Annotated in this window: 18 protein-coding genes; 7 read left to right on the plus strand and 11 right to left on the minus strand. The window is 39.6% G+C overall.

Going from position 1 to position 20026, the window contains the following annotated elements:
* Positions 1 to 14: 14 nt before the first annotated feature.
* On the minus strand, positions 15 to 989 hold the full coding sequence (locus I588_RS15790) for a ribose-phosphate diphosphokinase (protein WP_010759763.1): 975 nt from the start codon (positions 987 to 989) through the stop codon (positions 15 to 17).
* Between the two features lie 68 nt (positions 990 to 1057).
* Entirely contained in the window at positions 1058 to 1603 is a 546-nt protein-coding gene (locus I588_RS15795) for a hypothetical protein (protein WP_010759764.1), read from the minus strand.
* 84 nt (positions 1604 to 1687) lie between these two features.
* Here I588_RS15795 and I588_RS15800 point away from each other — a divergent pair, with 84 nt between their 5' ends.
* Positions 1688 to 3595, plus strand: coding sequence for a M13 family metallopeptidase (locus I588_RS15800; protein ID WP_034694450.1), 1908 nt, complete (start codon positions 1688 to 1690; stop codon positions 3593 to 3595).
* Positions 3596 to 3709: 114 nt separating this feature from the next.
* Here the strand turns inward: I588_RS15800 and I588_RS15805 are convergent, their stop codons facing one another.
* From I588_RS15805 to I588_RS15835, 7 genes are all read right to left on the minus strand, one after another.
* On the minus strand, positions 3710 to 4546 hold the full coding sequence (locus tag I588_RS15805) for an SDR family NAD(P)-dependent oxidoreductase (protein ID WP_010759766.1): 837 nt from the start codon (positions 4544 to 4546) through the stop codon (positions 3710 to 3712).
* A 106-nt stretch (positions 4547 to 4652) separates the two neighbouring features.
* Positions 4653 to 5306, minus strand: a complete 654-nt coding sequence (locus tag I588_RS15810; protein ID WP_010759767.1) for a hypothetical protein — start codon at positions 5304 to 5306, stop codon at positions 4653 to 4655.
* Between the two features lie 42 nt (positions 5307 to 5348).
* Entirely contained in the window at positions 5349 to 7472 is a 2124-nt protein-coding gene (locus I588_RS15815; RefSeq protein WP_010759768.1) for a hydantoinase/oxoprolinase family protein, read from the minus strand.
* A gap of 27 nt (positions 7473 to 7499) precedes the next feature.
* Entirely contained in the window at positions 7500 to 8828 is a 1329-nt protein-coding gene (locus I588_RS15820) for a hypothetical protein (protein ID WP_010759769.1), read from the minus strand.
* 158 nt (positions 8829 to 8986) lie between these two features.
* Complete coding sequence (locus I588_RS15825) at positions 8987 to 10270, minus strand: MFS transporter (RefSeq protein WP_010759770.1); 1284 nt, start codon at positions 10268 to 10270, stop codon at positions 8987 to 8989.
* Between the two features lie 76 nt (positions 10271 to 10346).
* Entirely contained in the window at positions 10347 to 11198 is an 852-nt protein-coding gene (gene aroE, locus I588_RS15830) for a shikimate dehydrogenase (RefSeq protein WP_010759771.1), read from the minus strand.
* 83 nt (positions 11199 to 11281) lie between these two features.
* Complete coding sequence (locus I588_RS15835; protein WP_010759772.1) at positions 11282 to 12133, minus strand: sugar phosphate isomerase/epimerase family protein; 852 nt, start codon at positions 12131 to 12133, stop codon at positions 11282 to 11284.
* A 302-nt stretch (positions 12134 to 12435) separates the two neighbouring features.
* Between I588_RS15835 and I588_RS15840 the strand changes: the two genes are divergently transcribed.
* The gene (locus tag I588_RS15840; protein ID WP_010759773.1) at positions 12436 to 13338 is read left to right on the plus strand and encodes a LysR family transcriptional regulator; all 903 of its coding nucleotides are present in this window, start codon (positions 12436 to 12438) and stop codon (positions 13336 to 13338) included.
* Between the two features lie 65 nt (positions 13339 to 13403).
* Here I588_RS15840 and I588_RS15845 read toward each other — a convergent pair whose 3' ends face one another.
* Positions 13404 to 14030 (minus strand): hypothetical protein, encoded by a 627-nt coding sequence (locus I588_RS15845; protein WP_010759774.1) that lies wholly within the window; start codon positions 14028 to 14030, stop codon positions 13404 to 13406.
* A gap of 222 nt (positions 14031 to 14252) precedes the next feature.
* On the opposite strand from I588_RS15845, the gene I588_RS15850 reads away from it, so the two are divergent.
* The 5 genes from I588_RS15850 to I588_RS15870 all read left to right on the plus strand — a co-directional run bounded on the left by I588_RS15850 (position 14253) and on the right by I588_RS15870 (position 18610).
* Entirely contained in the window at positions 14253 to 14513 is a 261-nt protein-coding gene (locus tag I588_RS15850; RefSeq protein WP_010759775.1) for a PD-(D/E)XK nuclease family transposase, read from the plus strand.
* Between the two features lie 132 nt (positions 14514 to 14645).
* Positions 14646 to 15869 (plus strand): tyrosine-type recombinase/integrase, encoded by a 1224-nt coding sequence (locus tag I588_RS15855; protein WP_010755493.1) that lies wholly within the window; start codon positions 14646 to 14648, stop codon positions 15867 to 15869.
* Positions 15856 to 16839 (plus strand): tyrosine-type recombinase/integrase, encoded by a 984-nt coding sequence (locus tag I588_RS15860; RefSeq protein WP_010755494.1) that lies wholly within the window; start codon positions 15856 to 15858, stop codon positions 16837 to 16839. The genes I588_RS15855 and I588_RS15860 overlap by 14 nt, the downstream gene beginning before the upstream one ends.
* Before the next feature lie 25 nt (positions 16840 to 16864).
* A complete protein-coding gene (locus I588_RS15865) occupies positions 16865 to 17845 on the plus strand; it encodes a tyrosine-type recombinase/integrase (RefSeq protein ID WP_211219390.1) in 981 nt (326 codons plus the stop codon).
* 111 nt (positions 17846 to 17956) lie between these two features.
* Entirely contained in the window at positions 17957 to 18610 is a 654-nt protein-coding gene (locus tag I588_RS15870; RefSeq protein ID WP_010759776.1) for an Rpn family recombination-promoting nuclease/putative transposase, read from the plus strand.
* A 235-nt stretch (positions 18611 to 18845) separates the two neighbouring features.
* Here the strand turns inward: I588_RS15870 and I588_RS15875 are convergent, their stop codons facing one another.
* Entirely contained in the window at positions 18846 to 19871 is a 1026-nt protein-coding gene (locus I588_RS15875) for a CPBP family intramembrane glutamic endopeptidase (RefSeq protein WP_010759777.1), read from the minus strand.
* Positions 19872 to 20026 lie beyond the last annotated feature (155 nt).

Genomic DNA, 20026 nt, shown 5'->3' on the forward strand with positions numbered 1-20026 from the left:
CTTTTATTGATTGTCTATTTAAAATCTTTCTTTTCAACCGTGAATAGCGGACTGACCGATTGGTTGTTGTGAATTCGTTTTACAGCTTCGCCCATTAAATCAGCACAGCTAATGATTTTTAACTGTTTCGGATGACGCTCAGCTGGCGTAAACACCGAATCAGTAATACAAATTTCTTTAATATCGGCTTGGTCTAAGCATTCCTTAGCCGGCGGTGACAACAAACCATGAGAAGCACAGGCAACAACTTCTTTCGCCCCAGCCTTTTTTAAGGTAGCAGCGGCTTTTTGGAAAACTTCACCGGTATTTAAAATATCATCTACCATGATACATACTTTTCCAGCAACATCACCAATCACGTACCCACTGTCGGCCTTACCTTCTTCTGCTTCATCCACAATCGCAATCGTTGTGTCTAAATATTCCGATAAGCTGCGCGCTCTTTGTACGCCGCTATTTTTCGGTGATACCACCACATAATCGTCGCCTATCATGTTTTTCTCACGATAATAGTGAGCGAAAAGCGGCATGGTAAACAAATTATCTACAGGGATATCGAAAAATCCTTGGACTTGAACAGTGTGCAAATCTAATGTCAGTACCCGAGTTGCCCCTGCATCTGATAAAAGGTTGGCAATTAGTTTCGCTGTGATTGGCTCATGAGGCTTGGCTGTCCGGTCTTGTCTAGCATACCCGTAATAAGGTAATACAACGTTAACCGTCTTAGCACTTGCTCGTTTCATGGCGTCAATCATAATCAGCAATTCCATGTAGTAGTCGTTTACCGGCTCGTTCGTGGCTTGAACTAAATACGTATCATAGCCTCGCACGGTTTCTTCTACGTTGATGGCAATTTCTCCGTCGCTAAATTGTTTCACTGTACACTTACCTAATGTTGTTCCACAAACAGCTGCAATCTTTTCGGCCAATGGCTGATTGCCATTTAAACTAAAAATCTTGAATTTCTTTTCGCTATTTTGTTCTGTCATGGTGTCCCTCCAAGCATTTTCTACCAATAGTTTAACACAACTTCACCCTTTTTTTGTGAATTTTATTCTTATGGAAAGGAGATTGTGCCATTTGCCCAGCTTGCTGGGATGATTTTATTGTAATTTCCCCAATTGTCGTGCACCTTGTAAAGTCGTTTCCCTTCACTATCCTCGTAAAAGCCATAAGCTACTACCCAATGATTCCCATAGGTACTGCCTAACAAACGCAAAACACCTATCATCACTGGCTTGCCTGCCAGAATCCGTTTGGTTGTTCGATGCCAAGCCCCTGTAGTCGTAAAGCGTGCACGCCGCTGAACCTTTTGCTGCTTCAAAAAGCGATTCAATCCAAAGCTGATTTGCGCCGGAATAGTAGGCAGATCGATTGGCTGCAGGATTGGCTGCATTGCCGCAATTAGGTTTTGATTATCTTTAGACCCCTTTTGCCTAAGGTTGACTGGAAGCATTTTTTCATCTACATAATCTTGATAATAGGCTAATAGAACACTGCTGGCATACGTTCCGCATAAAAAACCGCTAGGGGTGCGCCATGTGCGGTAAGCTTTGAAGCGTTCCTCCGGCAATTCGATCCACGTATTTAAAGGATAGGTCATCTTTTTTGCTCCTTGAGTTTATTTGTTTTGAGTATTTCTCTTGTCTATATCATAATAGAAAGGAAGGAAAGGGGCACGTATTAAATGGAAAAATTGATGATAAAACAAGATTTGTACGAAGCCGTGAATGGCGAATGGCTGAAAACGGCAGAAATACCCGCGGATAAACCTGCAACTGGCGGATTTCAGGATTTAGTGGATGAGATTGATGATTTGTTAATCGCTGATACTAATCAGCTGGTGGAAGCACCGGAGGAAATTCCAAACGATTTGATGAAGGAATATATCGCCTATTATCGATTGGCTAGCGATTTTGAAAAGCGGGATACGGATGGCATGGAGCCGATTCGACCAATTCTAGAACGAATTGAAAAACTGAATTCCTTTGACGACTTAAATGGACAGTTAAAGGACTGGGTATTATCTGGGCTGCCATTGCCTTTCAGCTTAGATGTGGATGCGGATATGAAGAACACCACAATCAATGCGCTGTTTGCCGGACCAGCTGGCCTGATTTTGCCAGACAAAACCTATTATGCTGAGGATCATCCGCAAGCTGAACAGCTTTTAGCGATCTTCAAGGATATGACGCTGCAGCTGTTTACCTTAGCTGGCTACGACAATGCTGAGGCTGAACGAATCACAGATGAAGCATTAGCTTTTGACCGCTTAATGGCACCTCACGTGAAAAGTGCCGAAGAAAATGCTGATTACAGTAAAATGTACAATCCACAAACAGCGGAAGAATTTGCATCCCACAGCAGCCATATTAAGCTAGCTGACCTCATGCAGCAATTGATCGGTCAACTGCCAGAGAAAATTATTGTCACTGAACCGAATTACTTCCAGCAATTAGACAGCTTCCTTAATCCAGACAATTTTTCATTGGTAAAAAGCTGGATGCTGGTACTCAGCCTAAATTCGCTCACCGGCTATCTAAGTGAAGAAGCCCGACAAATTGGCGGTATTTACAACCGCGCTTTATCGGGTGCAGCCGAAGCTCGACCACAGAAAAAAGCCGCATTTTATTTAGCTTCCGGTCGTTTTGACCAAGTAGTGGGCGATTATTACGGGAAAAAATATTTTGGCGAACAAGCCAAGAGTGACGTCAAACAAATGGTGGAAACCATGATTCAAGTCTATCAAGATCGTTTGGCAAACAATACCTGGTTAGGTGAAGCTACCCGCGAAAAAGCGATTTTGAAGCTAAGTACATTAGGCATTCACGTGGGTTATCCTGATGAGATTCCAGCTTTGTACCATCAATTCAAGGTAACACCTGCTGAACAAGGCGGAACATTATTAACTAATGCACTGCATTTCAGTCGTTTAGGCCGTGAAGACCAGTTCAGTAAATGGAATCAGCCTGTAAACCGTGACGAATGGGAAATGAGTGCGGATACGGTCAACGCTTATTATCACCCTTTCCGCAATATCATTGTCTTTCCGGCAGCGATTTTGCAGGCACCATTTTACAGTCTGAAGCAATCAAAGAGTGCAAATTACGGCGGGATCGGCGCAGTTATCGCCCATGAGATTTCCCATGCCTTTGACAACAACGGCTCTCTCTTTGATGAACTGGGGAATCTGAACAACTGGTGGACCGAGAAAGATCGTGAACATTTCCAAGCCTTAGCCGATGCCATGATTGCGGAATTTGATGGTTTAGAGATTGCTGGCGGCAGCGTCAATGGTAAACTGACGGTTTCAGAAAACATTGCCGATGCTGGTGGTTTAAGCTGTGCCTTAGAAGCAGCCAAACGCGAAGAGGACGTAGACCTGGAGGCCTTCTTTATTAACTGGGCTACCATTTGGCGTATGAAAGCACGCCCAGAGTATTCACAGCTATTATTGGCTGTCGATGTTCATGCACCAAATAAACTAAGAGCCAACGTTCAGGTGAAAAATATTGAAGATTTCTATCAAACCTTTGATGTAACTTCAGAGGATGAGATGTACCTGGCTCCTGAAAAACGGGTAAGTATTTGGTAAAAAGAACTACCTTAATATAGAATAACTAAGTATTTCTTCTTATTTGGCTCAATTGAAAGAAAACAAAAACCCAGCTAAGCTGAGCATTGCTCCTCTTAGCTGGGTTCATTTTAATTAGTTTTTAGGTTTCTTTGAATCGATGGCATATTGACGACGTCCGCCTGGTTTTGGTACCAAGTCGCCGATCATGTTGCCAAATCCGCCTTCAACACGTAGTTCGTGACCGTTGGTGTAGTCAGAACGTTTGCTTGCCAAGTAAAGAACTGCATTTGCAATATCTTGTACTTCACCGATACGACGGTTAGCAGTCATTCTTCTGCGTCCTTCTTCTACTTCTTCATCTTCGTAGAATTTAGTTGATAATGGTGTTTTAACGAAGCATGGTAATACACAGTTGCTGCGTACGCCATATTGTCCCCACTCACCTGCGATCATTTTAGACAGCATGTTTACGCCAGCTTTACTTGGGCTGTAAGCACCAGAGTAAGTTTCAGGAGCGATTGAAGCAATAGTTGAAATATGAACCATACGACCTGATTGCTGCTCGATCATCACACGGCCGATGCGTTGTGAAACTAAGAAGTAACCAGTTAAGTTTACATCGATCGTACGTTTCCATTCGTCTAATGCTAAATCTTCTAAAGGACTGAATGTTAAGATAGCTGCTGTTTGAACTAACACATCAATACGGCCAAAGTCCGCTTTCACTGCTTTTGCTAAAGCATCTACTTGTTCTTCAACAGTTGAGTTGCACGCGTAACCTTTTGCTTCAACGCCGTAAGTATTGTTTAATTCTTTAGCATAGCTTTGTGTTGCTTCTTCATTCAAATCTACCAAAGCCAATTTAGCGCCTTGTTCAGCAAAATCATTTGCAATTTTGCGTCCCATTCCGCCTAGTGCTCCAGTAATTACGACAACGTCGCCAGCTAAATCTAACCAAGTTTTTTCCATTGTTTGATTTCCCCTTTTGTTGTTATTCTCTATTATCTACTATACGTTACTTTAACCATTTATACTAATTGCTTTTTTTAATTAATTCATAGCCTTAAGTGATGAATCACTTTCCCTGCTTCAACAGCTGTTCAATGAAGCCTTCACTGAATTCTCCGTCAAAGTTGTACAGCAGCACTGGATTGAACAAAAGTGGTGAAAAACTTAAACCGAAGAACGCCTTGGCAAAGGCCGTGGCTGCAATTTCACTTAACGCATGGATTCTGGCTGTTTTTGAAAACGGACCAATTTTGTACTGGACATGTTTTTCCGTGGTGTACAGCTGATCCCGATTCTCTAAGTAATGAAACAATTCATGGGCCGTCAAAACATCCGAAATTGAAGCTCGTTCTATTAAAAATTGCAGTCCTGTCTGCTGGTCAATCAGCTGTTGACCTGAATCGATCAAGGTTCGGTTTAAGGTAATACGATCCGGCAAACGAATCTCTGCTAAAGTGTAGGAAACCTTAGTTTTACTGGAAGTCTCCTCAACATAGGTTACACCTATTCCTGACTCCACCAGAAAATCAGCCAAAGCTTGTCCCTGCAGCTGCTGAGCGGCTGCTTCACCACTTGCCATTGCTTTTGTAATTAAAGAATTCCGTTGTTCTTCGGGAATTTTACGATAGAGATTATCCTGAGCCAGCAAATAGTGGGCAAATAACTCCTCCTTCTGCTGGCTTAGCTGGATCATCTGGCTAACAAATCTTTCAGTATTCACAGCTTTGCTCCTTAAAACAGCGTTCAAAAAGAAGGCTGGTACTTATTTGAAGCGGTTGGCCGCAATGATAATAATCTCATCTGTACCAACGATTTCGCTCATTTCAATATCAATCAACATTGTTAATTGGGCAAAATCTGTGCTGGAGAAATCCAGCAAACGTGGTCCAACACAGAAATAGAAATCGGGACGAATAATCAAATCACTCTGATAGTTAGCCATGTCTTCCCATAATTTAGTTACCTGTTCCAGATAACTTTGAATATTGGTCTTGATCACCTTCGCATGCTGGCGTTGTACACGAATGAAGCCTTTTTTATCAATTACCCGAATCGCGTCACCGGTCTTAGCCGAAGAGGTGCCAAAAATATGGAATTGTTCGGTTTTTTCTAACAATTCAACTTCATTATCTGGAACCCGTAAATCTTGCACCGCAATATCTCGTGCTTCCTCTTCTGTAGCTGCCCCTTGCAATTCGGTTGCCTGGGCTGCAGTAGAACCTGAAGCTCGTGCCGTGATTTTTTGGGTTTGCGGATCAATTTCAATATGAACCTCGACACTTTCTTCAGTTGCGCCACTTTCAATCGCCATATTAATAACTTCTTGTTTGATTGACTGAATATCTGATTTGGTCGGACTAGGAACAATCCGTTCCACTACATCCTGAACAGCTGCCAGAGCTACACCAATAGAAGAAATTACCTCAGCATTTTCAGGAATCTTATAAACCAGATCCATTCTTTCAGCTGCAAATTTAATCAATGAAGCAACGCCGCCGCCGACACCTACTAGCGTCATTTGGTTTTTCTCCAGCTGATATTTCTTCGCTAGTGATTGAATGACTGGCTCGATTTTCTCAATAGCTTTGCTTAAGATTTGACGAGCAACCTCTTCTACAGTTTGACCTAAATAATCTGCCAACGGCTGCATAGCTTTGCGCGCAGATTCGACATACCCATGTGAAAAATCCTCTTCAGTAACATAGCCTAAAACATTCGCTGCACAGGAATTAGTAATAGTTACTGCTTTTCCACTCGCTAAACGAATCGCTACATAATCTTCTGGATCCCCTGGTTTAGGTGCAAAAAGCTCCAGCTTAGGATCAACAATCTCATCTTCAGGAGTGTATACTGAGTATTCCAAGCCGGCAATGTGGGCACTTCGAGGACCGACATCTTTAACACCGCTTTTGCTTACTCGAATCATACTTCCTCCGGCTACTCCAAGTACGCGAACATCTAAAGAGTTTACGTAGGTTTTATGACCCGAAATTTCTGAGTAGTCAATAACTGGGCGACCATTTTTAATTACACCTAAGTTGGTGGAGGTTCCTCCAACTTCGAAATAAATACCGTTCGATGTTCGTAAATACATCAAGGCACCCATTACGCTGGCCGCTGGACCAGAAAGCATTGTTAATACTGGACGTTTTTTCATTTCAACAACGTCCATCAGTCCACCGTCACCACGCATAATCATTAAGGGAACGTCTACACCTGATGAACGAACACTTTGTTCAGTTGAATTAGCTGTTTCCAGCATCTTAGGTAAAATTGAAGCATTAATCGTTGCAGTACGCGTCCGACGAGACAAGCCGTACAGCTTAGTCATTTCCGAGGCTAAAGTCACTTGAATGCCTTTCCCCTTAGCAACTTCAGCAATTTTTTCTTCCAAGCTTAAATTATCTACTCCAAAGGCAGCCGATGCGACTAAAACATCAATGCCCTCAGCTATAAGCTCATCAATTGTTTGGGAAATTGTTGCTTCATCAAAATCTTTTTGAGGAATAAAACGAGAGCGGACATAGATACTTCGGCCAGTTCCTAGATCAATATCCTTTAATTTGGTTTGCGGTCGGGCAAACCAGCCCTCCATCTTTCCGCGAGCGGTACTGATGATACCAATTTTAGCTACGTCGCCTTCTAACAAGGCATTGGTAGCTTGAGTCGTACTGTGGGCAACAAATACGACTTCTTCAGCTGAAATATTAAACTCAGACAAACATTTTAAAAAGGAGTTCACTACCCCTTCAGCTACCCCTTGTTCACTGTCATGGGTTGTTTTAACTGAGGATTTTCCGATAATTTCTTGCGTATCATTGTTAATGGCCACCGCCTTTGTGTGAGTACCACCAACATCGATTCCTATTCGAACGCGTCGTTTCATGTCGATATTCTCCTTACTTCTTAGAATCTATAAAGGGTTGTTAAGGAAAAAGTTGGCAATTTCCAAAAGCAGAGCCACTAAAGTTCCTGGAATCAGCGCCACTTTCATATAATCCACACTGTTAATCCGATTAAATCCAAGTCCCCAGGCATTCCAGGAAATGGTAATATCGAAGTGGGCCATCCCTATCAACACAGAGATGAACAAGGGATACAAGAAGGTGGTAGGATAATTGGTTGTTTGACTGACTACTGCTAGAATAGCGGCACCCGAACCAATTAGAGAAAGTGGACCTTTAAACCAAGTTAATGGTGCTAATATTCCAAACAAAATACACAAAGCCAAAGGTGCAGTAGGAATGACCCCACCGATAACTGCCTTAAAGTATGGTGCTGCATACACCGCTGCATCATTAAACATCGCCAAGGTAATCCAAAAAGCGATCAGAGCAGATACATCTTTAACCCCTTCGGTAAAGATTCGTGAAAGTGTCCGACAGATATCTCTAAAACTGCCTTTTAATCCGCCGCAAACACCCAGACCATATAAGCTTGCTAAAATAAAACAAAGAATTACTGGCAACTTGAATACGATTACTCCCACTACGGGTAAAAATGGAGTGATTAGAGCAATCCCTGGTGCATCAACAACTTCTGCATTTTTAGTTGCTGCCCATGAATAGGTCAGATTTTCCATTTTTAAATAGATCATTGATGCTAATGACACCACGATAATCATTACAGAAAAAGCTAAAATACCAAATGGGAAATAGTCATTGTATGTATACTCTAGTCCCCCATTTGAATTGGAAAAGAAAGCGGAATATTGGCCAAAGTTAATCGGATTTAAAAAGATTCCTGCTGCTACTGAACCGGTAAAGGAGAAAAAACCGATAACCTTAGGTATTCCAATTGAGAACAAGATTGGAAGAATAATTACTGCAATCGCAATAACCGATCCACCACCTGTCATCGAGGTAAAAATAAATCCGCTAATAACATTCACAATCGCCAAAATTACTGCAGGGTTATCACCACCCAGCTCAACACTTTTACGGATAATTGTTGCCGCAATTCCCGTATCCAGTAAAATCCGGCCAAAAAAGGCTCCTAAGAAAATATTCATGATTGATGCACCATATTTTTCTGGTGCTGTCTGATAAACTTGGCGCAGCATATCATTGATTGTCAGGCCATCAAATGCCGCATTAGGCGAAAGCAGATTGCCGATGATCGGCAAAAATGTCCAAATTGTCGCCATGATAAAGAAACCAACCATCAAGTTGTGTCCCTTAATACAAAACATTACCATTCCAAAGAAGGAACAGATTAACAAAATCCCAATTATAACGTCCATGGGTCCCTCCCAAAATTCCCTCGCATCTAATTTCAGATACTGATTTTTAAACAAATTCCCTTACTATTCAAACATTATCCCGAAATATGAAAACAAGGAGGAGACTAATTCCTAAAAAATTAGTCGTACCTCCATAAAATTCATTCAATTAACGATGATTAGTCCTTCATCTTAGCAAAGGCACTGTAACCAAAGATTTTGGTGTGCTGCATAATCAAGTAAGCCATCATCAAGATTTGTAGTACTGCCACAATTAATAATGCACCCATCATAACAGATACTGCTTGAGTTTCACCAACTGATCTCGTCATTGATGAAACGATAAATGGCAAGAATACAGTTGCCAGACTCATAAAGGTATAATAGATACCAGTATTACGTCCTTTAGGCCCCGGACAGAAATGCTGACGCACACTCAAACCAGTTTGCAATGCACCACCAGCTGCGAAGAACCCGATCATCGCAATAGCGATGTAGATAACAGCTGTTTGACGAATCAAAACTACCATTCCCAAAGCAACAGCAGTAAAGATTGAGTTGATTAACAATACCTTCACTGGATTCCATCTCAATTTACCCATCAAGATTGCCCAGAAGATCACGGCGATGATTGAACCCACAGTGTAGATTGATGTCATACCTGCTGCTTGCAATTCAGTCAAACCAACATTATTAATTCCGAAGGCTTTCGTGTATTGTTGCGCACCATACATAATAACCATACAAGTAAAGCCGTAAAGCATGGTGATAATGTTCACCAAGATATTTGGCTTAACCAGCATTTTCGCTTTAGCTGCATCAATTTCTGCTTGAACAGCAGAATTCTTCTTGCCATCATTTTTCCCTTTAGATTCTTTCATCATATCGTCATAAGCAAATGGAGAGATAATTGCCATTACTAGACAAGCAACTGATAAGACTAATGGAATCATGATGCTTAGTGATTGGTTGCCCGATTGAGCAAAGTTCACAACTGCTAACGGATAAACCACTCCTGCGATTGACACAAATAATTTAATTCCTAATAACGCTGAGGCAGAGTACTTCGGGGCACTCTCTTGCGCCGCTGGATATAGTGCTGCATCCCATAAACCAGAAGTTGCAATTCCTGAAAGGAAAGCCGCAATACCAGCGATAGTAACAGATGTAGTAACAAGTAAGCCGCTAAAGAACATAATATATAAAATTGCACCTAAAATTGCCATTTTCTTACGACCGACTTTATCAGAGATTTCTCCACCGATCCAAACACTGACTAATTTACCAACACCATAAGCTGTAATCGCTAATGAAACTGCTGCTGCACCTTCAGATGGATCTGAATATCCCCACTTAGTATAAAAATAAACTGAATTTTGACTCAAAATAATTGACTGCATACCATGTGTAAAATAGCACAAGTATACGGTCAATAAGGACAAAATGTACTTTTTAGCTCTCATTTAGACACTCCTCATTTTTCATTCATCTTTTTGACACCCACACACCTGTAGCATAAGGTGTGCGGGTGAAATAGTCTTACTTAGGTCTTACTGGCAATTCTTTACCGGTAAAGATCTTAAACGCTGCTTTCCCTTGTGCTAGCAGCATGCCTGATCCACCTACCGTTTTACAGCCTTTTTCTTCAGCATCTTTTAACAATTGAGTTTTCGGTGGATTGTAGATTGCATCCGCAACCACTAACTCATCATGGAAAATGCTTGTATCGCTGATTGGCGTGCGTGTTGAACCTTCGCCCATACCAACTACAGTGCCATTAATTAATACGTCTGCTTCAGCAACCTTCTCTTTCAAAAGATCTGCATCTGCTAAATCGTAAATCGCAATATCTAATTCTGGATAATGCTCCTTCACACGTTCAACTGTGCGTTCACCGTTCGCGAAGAATGCATCTTTCAAGTTGAAGATGGCAATAGATGCTGCTTCTTCAATCGCTAATTGAACTTGGATAGCTGTTGCTGCTCCACCTGTACCAAGAACCACAAACTTTTTACCCTTTGGATCAACATCGTGAGCCATTAAATTGTCAACAAAGCCCATACCATCTGTAATGTGTCCTGTTAATTTCCCATCTACATTAGTGAAGGTATTGATGGCGCCAACCATTTGAGCGGCTGGTGAAAGTTCGTCCATGTATTTCGCTGCTTCGCCTTTACATGGCATTGTTACGTTTCCGCCAGGCATGCCGAATGTTTTTACTGCGTCAAATGCTTTTTCTGTCCCTTCAACATCAACATCGAAAGCCAGATATACAGCATCCATCTCTAATTGTTCAAAAGCATAATTATACATAGCAGGTGAGCCAGAATGACCAACCGGACTACCAATTAAGCCGTATAATTTCGTTCTTCCTGAAATTCCTTCTAACATGTATACACATCCCTATTCATTTTTATTAGCTAGTATACTACATTTCGGTTTGTAATTTTATCCCTTTTTTTAAATTCGTAAAATTAATCTAGTAATTCAGGCCAAGCTTGCTTAATTACATCAATACTTGTGTCGTAATTCATTTGTGCTGCTTTTTGGTAGCCTAATTCTAAGTTGTTATCTGAAATAACTTCTGTTCCAACTACACGAGGTTTAATACCATGCTCTTTCAAGGCTTTCAAGAAACCTACTGTATCGCCCCAGCCAGTACCTGGACATAAACGATCATGCAATGACTCTTCACGTAAAATTGGTTTTGGATATGGACGTTCTAAAACATCACAGATTTGAATAGACACAACTTTGTCAGCTGGTACACCCTTCAAATCTTCAGCAGTCATTTCAGCGCGAGCCCAATGCCAAGTATCTAAAATTAGCATACCATTGTCACAGCCTGCACCGTCAACGATTTCCCAAGCTGTTTTCAAATCTGGCACACCACTGTATGGCATGAATTCCAAACCGATGACTAATTCTTTCGCCCGTTCGCACAATTCTTTGAAGGCTTGAATTTGTACTTCCAATGAATCACTTTCCATTAAACCGCAGTTGATATGGCCTACGCCGAACAAGCGCGCCATGTGGTAAACTGTTTGCTCTTTAAACTGTTGTAATAGAGTACTTGGTGTTTCTGCTGTTTTATTTTGATCAGTCCACATTGTGATGTATTCAACTTCTGTTACCTTCATATCATTCTCTTCAAGAATTTCTAGCATTCTTTCATCAGAGTAGCCTTGCTTAACTGCTAACATATAAGTTTCAGCGCGAATCCCAATTCCGTCAAAGCCTGCTGCTTTTGCTGCTTTAATCCGTTCCTCAAAATCAATCTCCGTGCCTAATGTAAATGAACTAATAGTTAATGGTACTTTTCTCATCTTCTATTTCCTCCTAAAAATTATTTAAAGTTATTACTTTCACATGAGTTGGCATAAACAAACTCATGATTTAGACGTTTTTCGTAAATAAAGCGGTTACTTAGGATCTAAACATCCAAAATTCTAAAAAATTTCACGAACATTCAGATAATCGATAAAGTTCCTTACTTCACAATCACTTTACGAATTTATTCTAACGTGTAATTTGTTAAATATCTAATTGGTTTTTATCGAATAATCTATAGGTAAAAGAAATAGGTTTTGCTATAATGAAGAAAACTGAGCACAGGGAGCATACATACATGAATCTACAACATTTAAAATACTTTGATGTTTTGGCCCGCGAACAGCATTATACCCGTTCTAGTAAGCTGCTCAATGTCACACAACCTAGCCTAAGCAATGCCATTGCTTCCTTGGAATCCGAGCTTGGCGTACCGCTTTTTGAAAAAAAAGGCCGCAATGTGGTCTTAACAAAACCTGGTATAATCTTCCACGATTACGTCAGTAAAACCTTGAATATGTTAGATACTGGTATCGACACCGTTTCAAAAATCAGCAAAGGCAGCGGCTATATCAGCTTCGCCTTTCTACCTATTTTAGGAACTCGCTATGCTCCGCGTTTTGCCAGCGGTTTTATTAAAGCTAATCCGGAAAAGGAAATCGAATTTGATTTTCATACCTCTTCTGGTATTACCAAAGAAATCATCGAGGGCATTAAGAGTATGAAGTACGACATCGGTATTTGTTCCTACTTGCCAGATGAACCAACGATTGAATTTATCCCAGTGGCTAACCAGGAGCTGGTAGTAATTACTCCGTTAGATCATCCTCTGGCTCAATTTGATGAGGTTTATTTGGAACAAACTCAGCCCTTCCCGCAGATCGGCTTTAGTAAAAACAGCGGCTTACGCAGCATCATCGACAGTGCTTTCAAACGTAACAACTGTACCTATAATATTGTTTATGAAGTGACCGTCGACCAAGTAATCGCTGGCTTGGTCAGTGAAGGCTTTGCTATGGCGGTGGTACCAGACATGGGTGTCCTTGAATCTTTGCCGTTGAAGAAAATCCGCTTGAAAAATTTGAATTGGGAACGCTACTTCTATCTAGTTACTAATAAAGAAGCTTATTTGACGCCAGTAGTCACTCATTTTAAAGAATACGTGCTAGCCCATTCTGATCCGCAGGAAACGATTTATTGATGGAAAGGCTACATAAAACAAGCCCTGAATCGCTGTGATTCAGGGCTTGCTTCAGGTATTCCATTTTAGTGAGCGTCCGTTTCCATCAGCTTAACAACTGTTTCATACCGGTAATACTGGCGAGCCAGCTCCTTTTTGAAGTTGTTGCTGACGCGAACGAAGATTCCGTAAGGCACTTCGCTGTCGCGATTGGTCTTGATTAATGGCTGCAATTCGTTGAGAAATTCCTCCTGATTCTTTAAATGCTGGATTACGTAGATTTCCATTAAACTTGCCGCATATTCGGTTAAATAATTTTCGTAGTAGATTTCCTCCAGTGTGATGCCCTGCTGCAGATTGGATTGGATCGATTCCATCAACAGCTGAATCAGGCGCTCCTCTTCATCTGAATTTCCCTCAATTTTACCTAGCTCATCTACCAGTTCATCCTCTGATAAATGCTGATAATCCTTTGTCAGAATAGCATCTGCCAAACGATCCACCAGATACAAAGAACCATCCATCACCTTTAGCAGTTCTTCAGCCACCGATTGAATCCGCTGCTGCTCGTCGTATTCCTTGGCGAGCTTCTGACCGTCACGCGCAATGCGCTCAGCCAGCGGTAATAATCGTTGTGGGGTAGTTAAACTATTATACAAAAAACGGTTAGCTAAATTGCTGACCTTCATTTCAAATTGTGCTTGATTGTCCATGAAAGCACCTCCTGTCCTTATTATAGTGAAGAAGACCGGATTGGTGAAAGGATACGGCTTTTAGCCCCATCCCCAGTTATATTCAATTCAAATCTATTTCCTATTCAAGAAAAAATTGGCTTTTTTTGCATATATTACCTTGAAGCATATTTTGATAGAGAATGGGCAACCATGATATACTAATGGTGAAAAATCTCTATCGCCGAAAGGACAGAGATTCAGATGGAAAACCGTGTAAAATTATTACCCACAATGGATTTATTATTCAAAAAACTCCTATGCTCCAAGGACTCAACGCATATTTTGAAAGCTTTTATCCGTGATATTTTAGGAAAAGAGTTTAAGAGCTTGAAGCCAAGAGAGACCTACCACATTGACAGTTACAAGAAGGCCTACGACGAAAACCCTGAATTAATGCGCACGGAAGTAGATATTTTAGCTGAAACAGAAGATGGTAGTCACGTAACCATCGAGATGTTATGAAAAGTAAATAGTTATGTAAAGTTGAGTGAACAGACGTTGATTTGTCAATGTCTATTCACTTTTTTTCTTCACATAATGAAAGATGGTGGTACAGTTGATTTGTATCCAAATAAAAGAAAAGGAGGTTTTTACATGGATACCGATCAGATTGTTCCTACTATGAATCAACTTATCAAAAAAATGAAAGGCGATGGATATTCCGACAATACACTGGATCATTTTTTATGGATTGGTCATACTTTTGAAACTTTCTGTGTTAAGAGAAATATTCAGAAGGTGAACTCTAATGAAGCTCGAAATTTTTTTAAAGAATCCTTCGACTTTGATTTAGATGCCCCTAACTGCCAATTACAATTTACTCTTCGCCGCCCCGTACTTTTACTGTTTGAATTTTATCACACTGGAAATTACTTATTAAGACATCACAACACGGCTTATACAAATATCCCTACTGCATTTTTAGATTTTTATTTAGAATACAAAGATTTCGTAGATAATTTAATCACTTGTCAGAAGCAAGCAAAAAAAAATAAGTTATGGACAATGGGAAAATTCCTTCTTTTTTTAGATAAAAACCGGGTCTATTCATTTAGAGAACTATCTACTACACTTGTCCATCAATTCATCAATAGTTTAGAAAGCTCTCCAAATACTAAGGATTTACATCGTGGAAATCTTAGACAAGCAATTGATTGGATGTTTGATAAACAAATTTGCCCGTTTTCTGGGTATTCTATCTTTCCAGTTATCCATTCTAGTCAGAGATTATCTATATTATCTTATTATAGTAAAGAAGATATGAGAAAAGCATTTGATGTTATCGATATAAACTCTGTTCAAGGTAAACTTGAAATGGCAGTTATTACAACTCTTTATTATACTGGAATACGTGCATCTGATTTATTAGAGATGACGTTTGCGCAACTTGATTGGGAAAACGATGTTTTCTTTATCAGGCAAAAGAAAAGCGGCGAACCTCTGACACTTCCATTATTGCCCGAAATGAAATTTGCCTTGTTAGATTACATTAAGAACAGCAGAAAAGCGGTCAATGAGGACTTGGATCATATTTTTTTAATTAGCTGTGCTCCCTATCACAAATTTTCTATTGGTGGAATTTCTTCTATCGTTAAACGAGTCTTTCTAAGAGCAGAAATTGATATTACTGGTAAGCATGCGGGGGCCCATGCCATGAGACATTCACTTGCGACAAATTTGATGCAGGAGTCAGTTCCAATTAGCGCAATTTCTAATGTTCTAGGACACAAGCAAATAAGATCGACAGAGAAATATCTGACCATTGACGAAACCAAATTAAGAGAATTTTCTTTGGAGGTGCCTTATGTCTTTTTATAATTATAAGTTCGCCGAACCTTACAACGAACCATTTGAGCGTGTTATTCAATACAAACGAGGAATAGGTTATGATTATGGCGACTGCTATGTTGGTTTTTATAGACGAATTGCAAAATTTCTCAGTCAGTTTAAACCAACGAAACCAATTATTACACAGGAAATGTATGAGAAATGGTGCGAACAAACTGACAATGAAGGAAAAGTCTACCATAACATGCGAATCAAAGTACTCTGTGATATTTGTCATATATTAACTGACATGGGTTATCCAAATATTTATATTGATCCATTTGAACCGAGATACCTGAAAAGCTCTTTTGTCCCTTACATTTTTACTCACGAGGAGATTATCCGTCTATTTGATAATCTAAAAAAGATCGTCAATCAAAAGGATTATTCAAATGATGCGTTTACCTTATTATTCATTTTGTACTACTCTTGTGGTCTGCGTCGCTCCGAAGGACTGCATTTACGGAAAAAACATTGTAAAGTGGATCAAGGGATTATTGAAATCATTGATTCTAAAAATCATATAAGTCGAATCATTCCATTATCTGATAGTGTGCATGCACAATTACAAAGCTATATGACCTCTTACAGTTCCCACTTAGAACCTAACCAATTCATTTTTCATCACCCGAATTCTTATGACGAACATTATTCTATAGGGTCTCTATATCGTAGATATAGGAAACTACTAGTAGACTCTTACATTCCATATCGACAGGGCGGTAATTTACCTCGAATTCATGACTTACGTCATACGTTTGCCATTCATGCGCTTGAAAAGGCAGAAAAAGAAGGAATTGATCTTTATGCCGCACTTCCTTTATTGTCTGTTTATTTAGGACATGAACACCTGACTCAAACTGAAAACTATTTACGACTAACCGTTCAGCAACATAAAAATGTGAGCACAAAAGTGAAAAAGTATATCGGTAACTTGTTCTATCAAGGAGAGGAAGATTGACATGCATGGCTTTTCATTTTATGTGATGAATTATTTTTCAAGTTATTTAACTAAATTCTTAGGTTGCTCAAAAAAGACTATTGAATCTTATCGAGACACTTTCGTGCTCTTTTTTGACTATTTAGCAACGCACGAAAGAATTACTTCTGACAACATAAAGCTAGAAGATTTTAATGAAGCAATCGTTGAAAGGTTCCTCAACTATTTAGAAGAAAATCGTGGAAATAGTATCAATACAAGAAATCAACGCTTAGGTTGCTTAAAAAGTTTTGCGAATTATTTAAAACGAAAAGAGTTTGCCTTTTTGAGTCAATGGGAAAGAATAACAGACATTCCTAGCAAAAAAAAGATCACTCAACAAATAGCATATTTAACAATAAAAGAGTTAAAAATACTTTTATCTATGCCTGATAATACTACTAAAAAGGGGCGCAGAGAAAAGGCGTTATTATCCTTTATGTATGATACAGGCTGTCGCGTTCAAGAGATAATTGAGACCCAAATATGTAATATTCGCTTTTCTTCGCCACCTTCAGTGGAGGTTCTTGGAAAAGGCGCTAAATATCGTCAAATACCTTTTTCATTAGAAGTCCGTGACTTACTGAGGGAATACCTTAAAGATCAAAATCTGAATATTTCTTCAGAACAATACGTCTTTCGAAATAATGTAAATAAGAAATTGACCCGAGCAGGCGTCCAGTATATATTGGATAAAAATATCCAAAAAGCTCGACAGGAGAATCCACACTTATTTCTCAAAAAAATTTCCAACCATAGTTTGAGGCATAGTAAAGCCATGCATTTGTTGGAAGCTGGGGTTAATTTGATTTATATCCGAGATTTATTAGGACATGCCTCAGTGAATACGACAGAAATTTATGCAAGGGTAAACCCAGAAATAAAGCGAAGGATATTGGAAAAAAACTATTCAGAAGTTCATTCTGATACAAAGTATACGGACGAAAAAAAATCAGAATTGGTTGAATGGTTGAAAACTTCACTTTAGTTATGTAAAGTAAAGAGCATCACGATAGTTGATCTACGGGCACTATTTTGATGTTCTTTACATAACTATTTACTTTTCATAACATCTCTTATGCAAAGCTTTACATAAGAGATGCAAATCCAGCCTCATGAGTATTTTATCGAACGGTCCCTCTTTTACTTGTTAGAAGCCTTTCGCAGTTCGTTAGGCAACCAAGAGACCGAGGACTTTATCAAAAGTAACAATTTTTCCGCTCTTCGTCCCGCTTATGGAATTAACATCATTGATTTTCACTTATTTGAGCAGGATGGAGCTGCGATTCGCAAGTTTGGCCTGCTGGACTTAAGCTCTCACAAACCACTACCTGCAAGACAAGGTGATGAACTGCTTATGTTATGCTTCTTCAGTTTGAAAAATAGAAACATTGATCGCAATAGTCCCGCCTATCTTTGGCAGCAGTTTTTCAAAACTGGAGAAGTACCCGAGGATGCCCCGAATTATTTGAAGGAAGCTCAAAAGAAAACCGACTACTATTCACTTAACGAGGAGGAACAAAAAATGATCATGGATATGAACAAGGCAAAGATGATAAATGATGCTGTACTTTCAACAGCAGTCAGAAAAGCCCGGGAAGAAGGACGAGAGGAAGTTAAGAAAGTAGCTAAAGCAGAAAAATTGGAAATTGCATTGAACTTACTAAAAATCGGCCTCTCGGCAGAGCAAATTGCTGATAGTACTAAATTAACAATTGAAGAAGTGGAAAAGCTTCAAAAGACTCTCGTTTAGTCTGCAGTTAGAATTGAAGGAGCCTGTAACTTTGCTGCTAAGAATTAGCGAGATTTTTTTGAATAAATGTAAATGAGTTATCGAATCACTCAAATCATAAATAGAAGCCTATTTAGTTCTAGTCTTAGAATTAAGTAGGCTTCCGCGTTTGTACTGACTTCAAACTGGTCTTCTCACCAGTTGCTGCATTGGCAATCGTGCACATAGCAATGCTGCTTTACCCTCCGCGTATTTTTTATTCAAATTTGGCTACTTGTTCCTCCAGTGTCTCACTTCGATTATTATAATCACGGTAAAACTTTGTGAAGATCGGCCAGCCGAACAGCAAGAAATTTAATGCCGCGATTGCTGCCACAACTGGAACCACAGCGATGTCTCTTGTCTCTGTACTGGCTGATGGAAAGATCGAAACAAGACTATTGTTTAAATAATGCAAAATGATCGGACACCAAATGTTTTGGGTCTTCATGTAAAAATAAGCAAAAAAGATTCCGCTAATTGTAGTGGAGATAACCTGCATCATCACGCTGAGCAGTGCATCCTCCAACATATTATAATAAAACAGGTTCAACGGCAGATGCCAAATCCCCCACATAAATCCTAATATAAAAGTCGCCTTAATTGCTCCGAATTTTTTCTGAACCAACGGCAGTAAGTAGTAACGCCACCCGTACTCTTCGCCAAAAAACAAAGCAAAACTAAGCCAGAAATTTATCATCATAAAAACCAAACGGAATATTGTCTCAGGCATAAACAATTCTTCGGCTAAAATGGTTAGTTGATTACCTAAAAAGTAGATAATCGTCCTAGTGAAACAAAGTATACAGAACAAAATGCTTATCGGCAGGATATTCTTCCAGGATCTTCCTAGTAAACCATAAGCTTTCAATTTTGTGTCTTCTTCAAAAACTATCAATAAAAGTAAGACGATCGAACCAATCACACTGATTAAATTAAAAATACTATTCAACTCTTTATTTAAAACAAACACACTCAACACCGCACAGAATATCCCAATGACGGTTATTGCAATATAGATAGTGAAAAAGCGCCATGGTATCAACGCTTTATTATTATTTCCAGTAATTACTGCCAAGATTACACCAGCTGCAGGACACAACATCTGAACGATCACGAAAAGAGTTAAGTCTTTTCCGGTAAAATAGCCATAGGCCATAAAAACCCCCATGATATACGGGATTCCATAAGTGATGACTAAAAATCGCTTAAACTGCTGACTAAGGAGTTCAAAAGGTGTCATTTTAGCCCTTTCCCTTCAATTTTTCAAACTAGACCGAACGCCTGACTATTTTGCCAGATAAAGAAATTCATTCCTGCTAACTACTAATTCAGGTCATCGTTTCTGACTCTCAGTTTCCCTTAGATGGATCAAAATCTAACCAAACAATATCCATT

Source organism: Enterococcus pallens ATCC BAA-351 (assembly GCF_000407485.1).
Lineage (GTDB): Bacteria > Bacillota > Bacilli > Lactobacillales > Enterococcaceae > Enterococcus_A > Enterococcus_A pallens.

Coding starts and splice junctions, on each gene's coding strand:
- I588_RS15805 (WP_010759766.1), bottom strand. CDS start 4,546: ATGGAAAAAACTTGGTTAGATTTAGCTGGCGACGTTGTCGTAATTACT.
- I588_RS15860 (WP_010755494.1), top strand. CDS start 15,856: ATGTCTTTTTATAATTATAAGTTCGCCGAACCTTACAACGAACCATTT.
- I588_RS15875 (WP_010759777.1), bottom strand. CDS start 19,871: ATGACACCTTTTGAACTCCTTAGTCAGCAGTTTAAGCGATTTTTAGTC.
- I588_RS15850 (WP_010759775.1), top strand. CDS start 14,253: ATGGAAAACCGTGTAAAATTATTACCCACAATGGATTTATTATTCAAA.
- I588_RS15870 (WP_010759776.1), top strand. CDS start 17,957: ATGCAAATCCAGCCTCATGAGTATTTTATCGAACGGTCCCTCTTTTAC.
- I588_RS15815 (WP_010759768.1), bottom strand. CDS start 7,472: ATGAAACGACGCGTTCGAATAGGAATCGATGTTGGTGGTACTCACACA.
- I588_RS15795 (WP_010759764.1), bottom strand. CDS start 1,603: ATGACCTATCCTTTAAATACGTGGATCGAATTGCCGGAGGAACGCTTC.
- aroE (WP_010759771.1), bottom strand. CDS start 11,198: ATGTTAGAAGGAATTTCAGGAAGAACGAAATTATACGGCTTAATTGGT.
- I588_RS15800 (WP_034694450.1), top strand. CDS start 1,688: ATGGAAAAATTGATGATAAAACAAGATTTGTACGAAGCCGTGAATGGC.
- I588_RS15855 (WP_010755493.1), top strand. CDS start 14,646: ATGGATACCGATCAGATTGTTCCTACTATGAATCAACTTATCAAAAAA.
- I588_RS15865 (WP_211219390.1), top strand. CDS start 16,865: ATGAATTATTTTTCAAGTTATTTAACTAAATTCTTAGGTTGCTCAAAA.
- I588_RS15835 (WP_010759772.1), bottom strand. CDS start 12,133: ATGAGAAAAGTACCATTAACTATTAGTTCATTTACATTAGGCACGGAG.
- I588_RS15820 (WP_010759769.1), bottom strand. CDS start 8,828: ATGGACGTTATAATTGGGATTTTGTTAATCTGTTCCTTCTTTGGAATG.
- I588_RS15790 (WP_010759763.1), bottom strand. CDS start 989: ATGACAGAACAAAATAGCGAAAAGAAATTCAAGATTTTTAGTTTAAAT.
- I588_RS15845 (WP_010759774.1), bottom strand. CDS start 14,030: ATGGACAATCAAGCACAATTTGAAATGAAGGTCAGCAATTTAGCTAAC.
- I588_RS15825 (WP_010759770.1), bottom strand. CDS start 10,270: ATGAGAGCTAAAAAGTACATTTTGTCCTTATTGACCGTATACTTGTGC.
- I588_RS15840 (WP_010759773.1), top strand. CDS start 12,436: ATGAATCTACAACATTTAAAATACTTTGATGTTTTGGCCCGCGAACAG.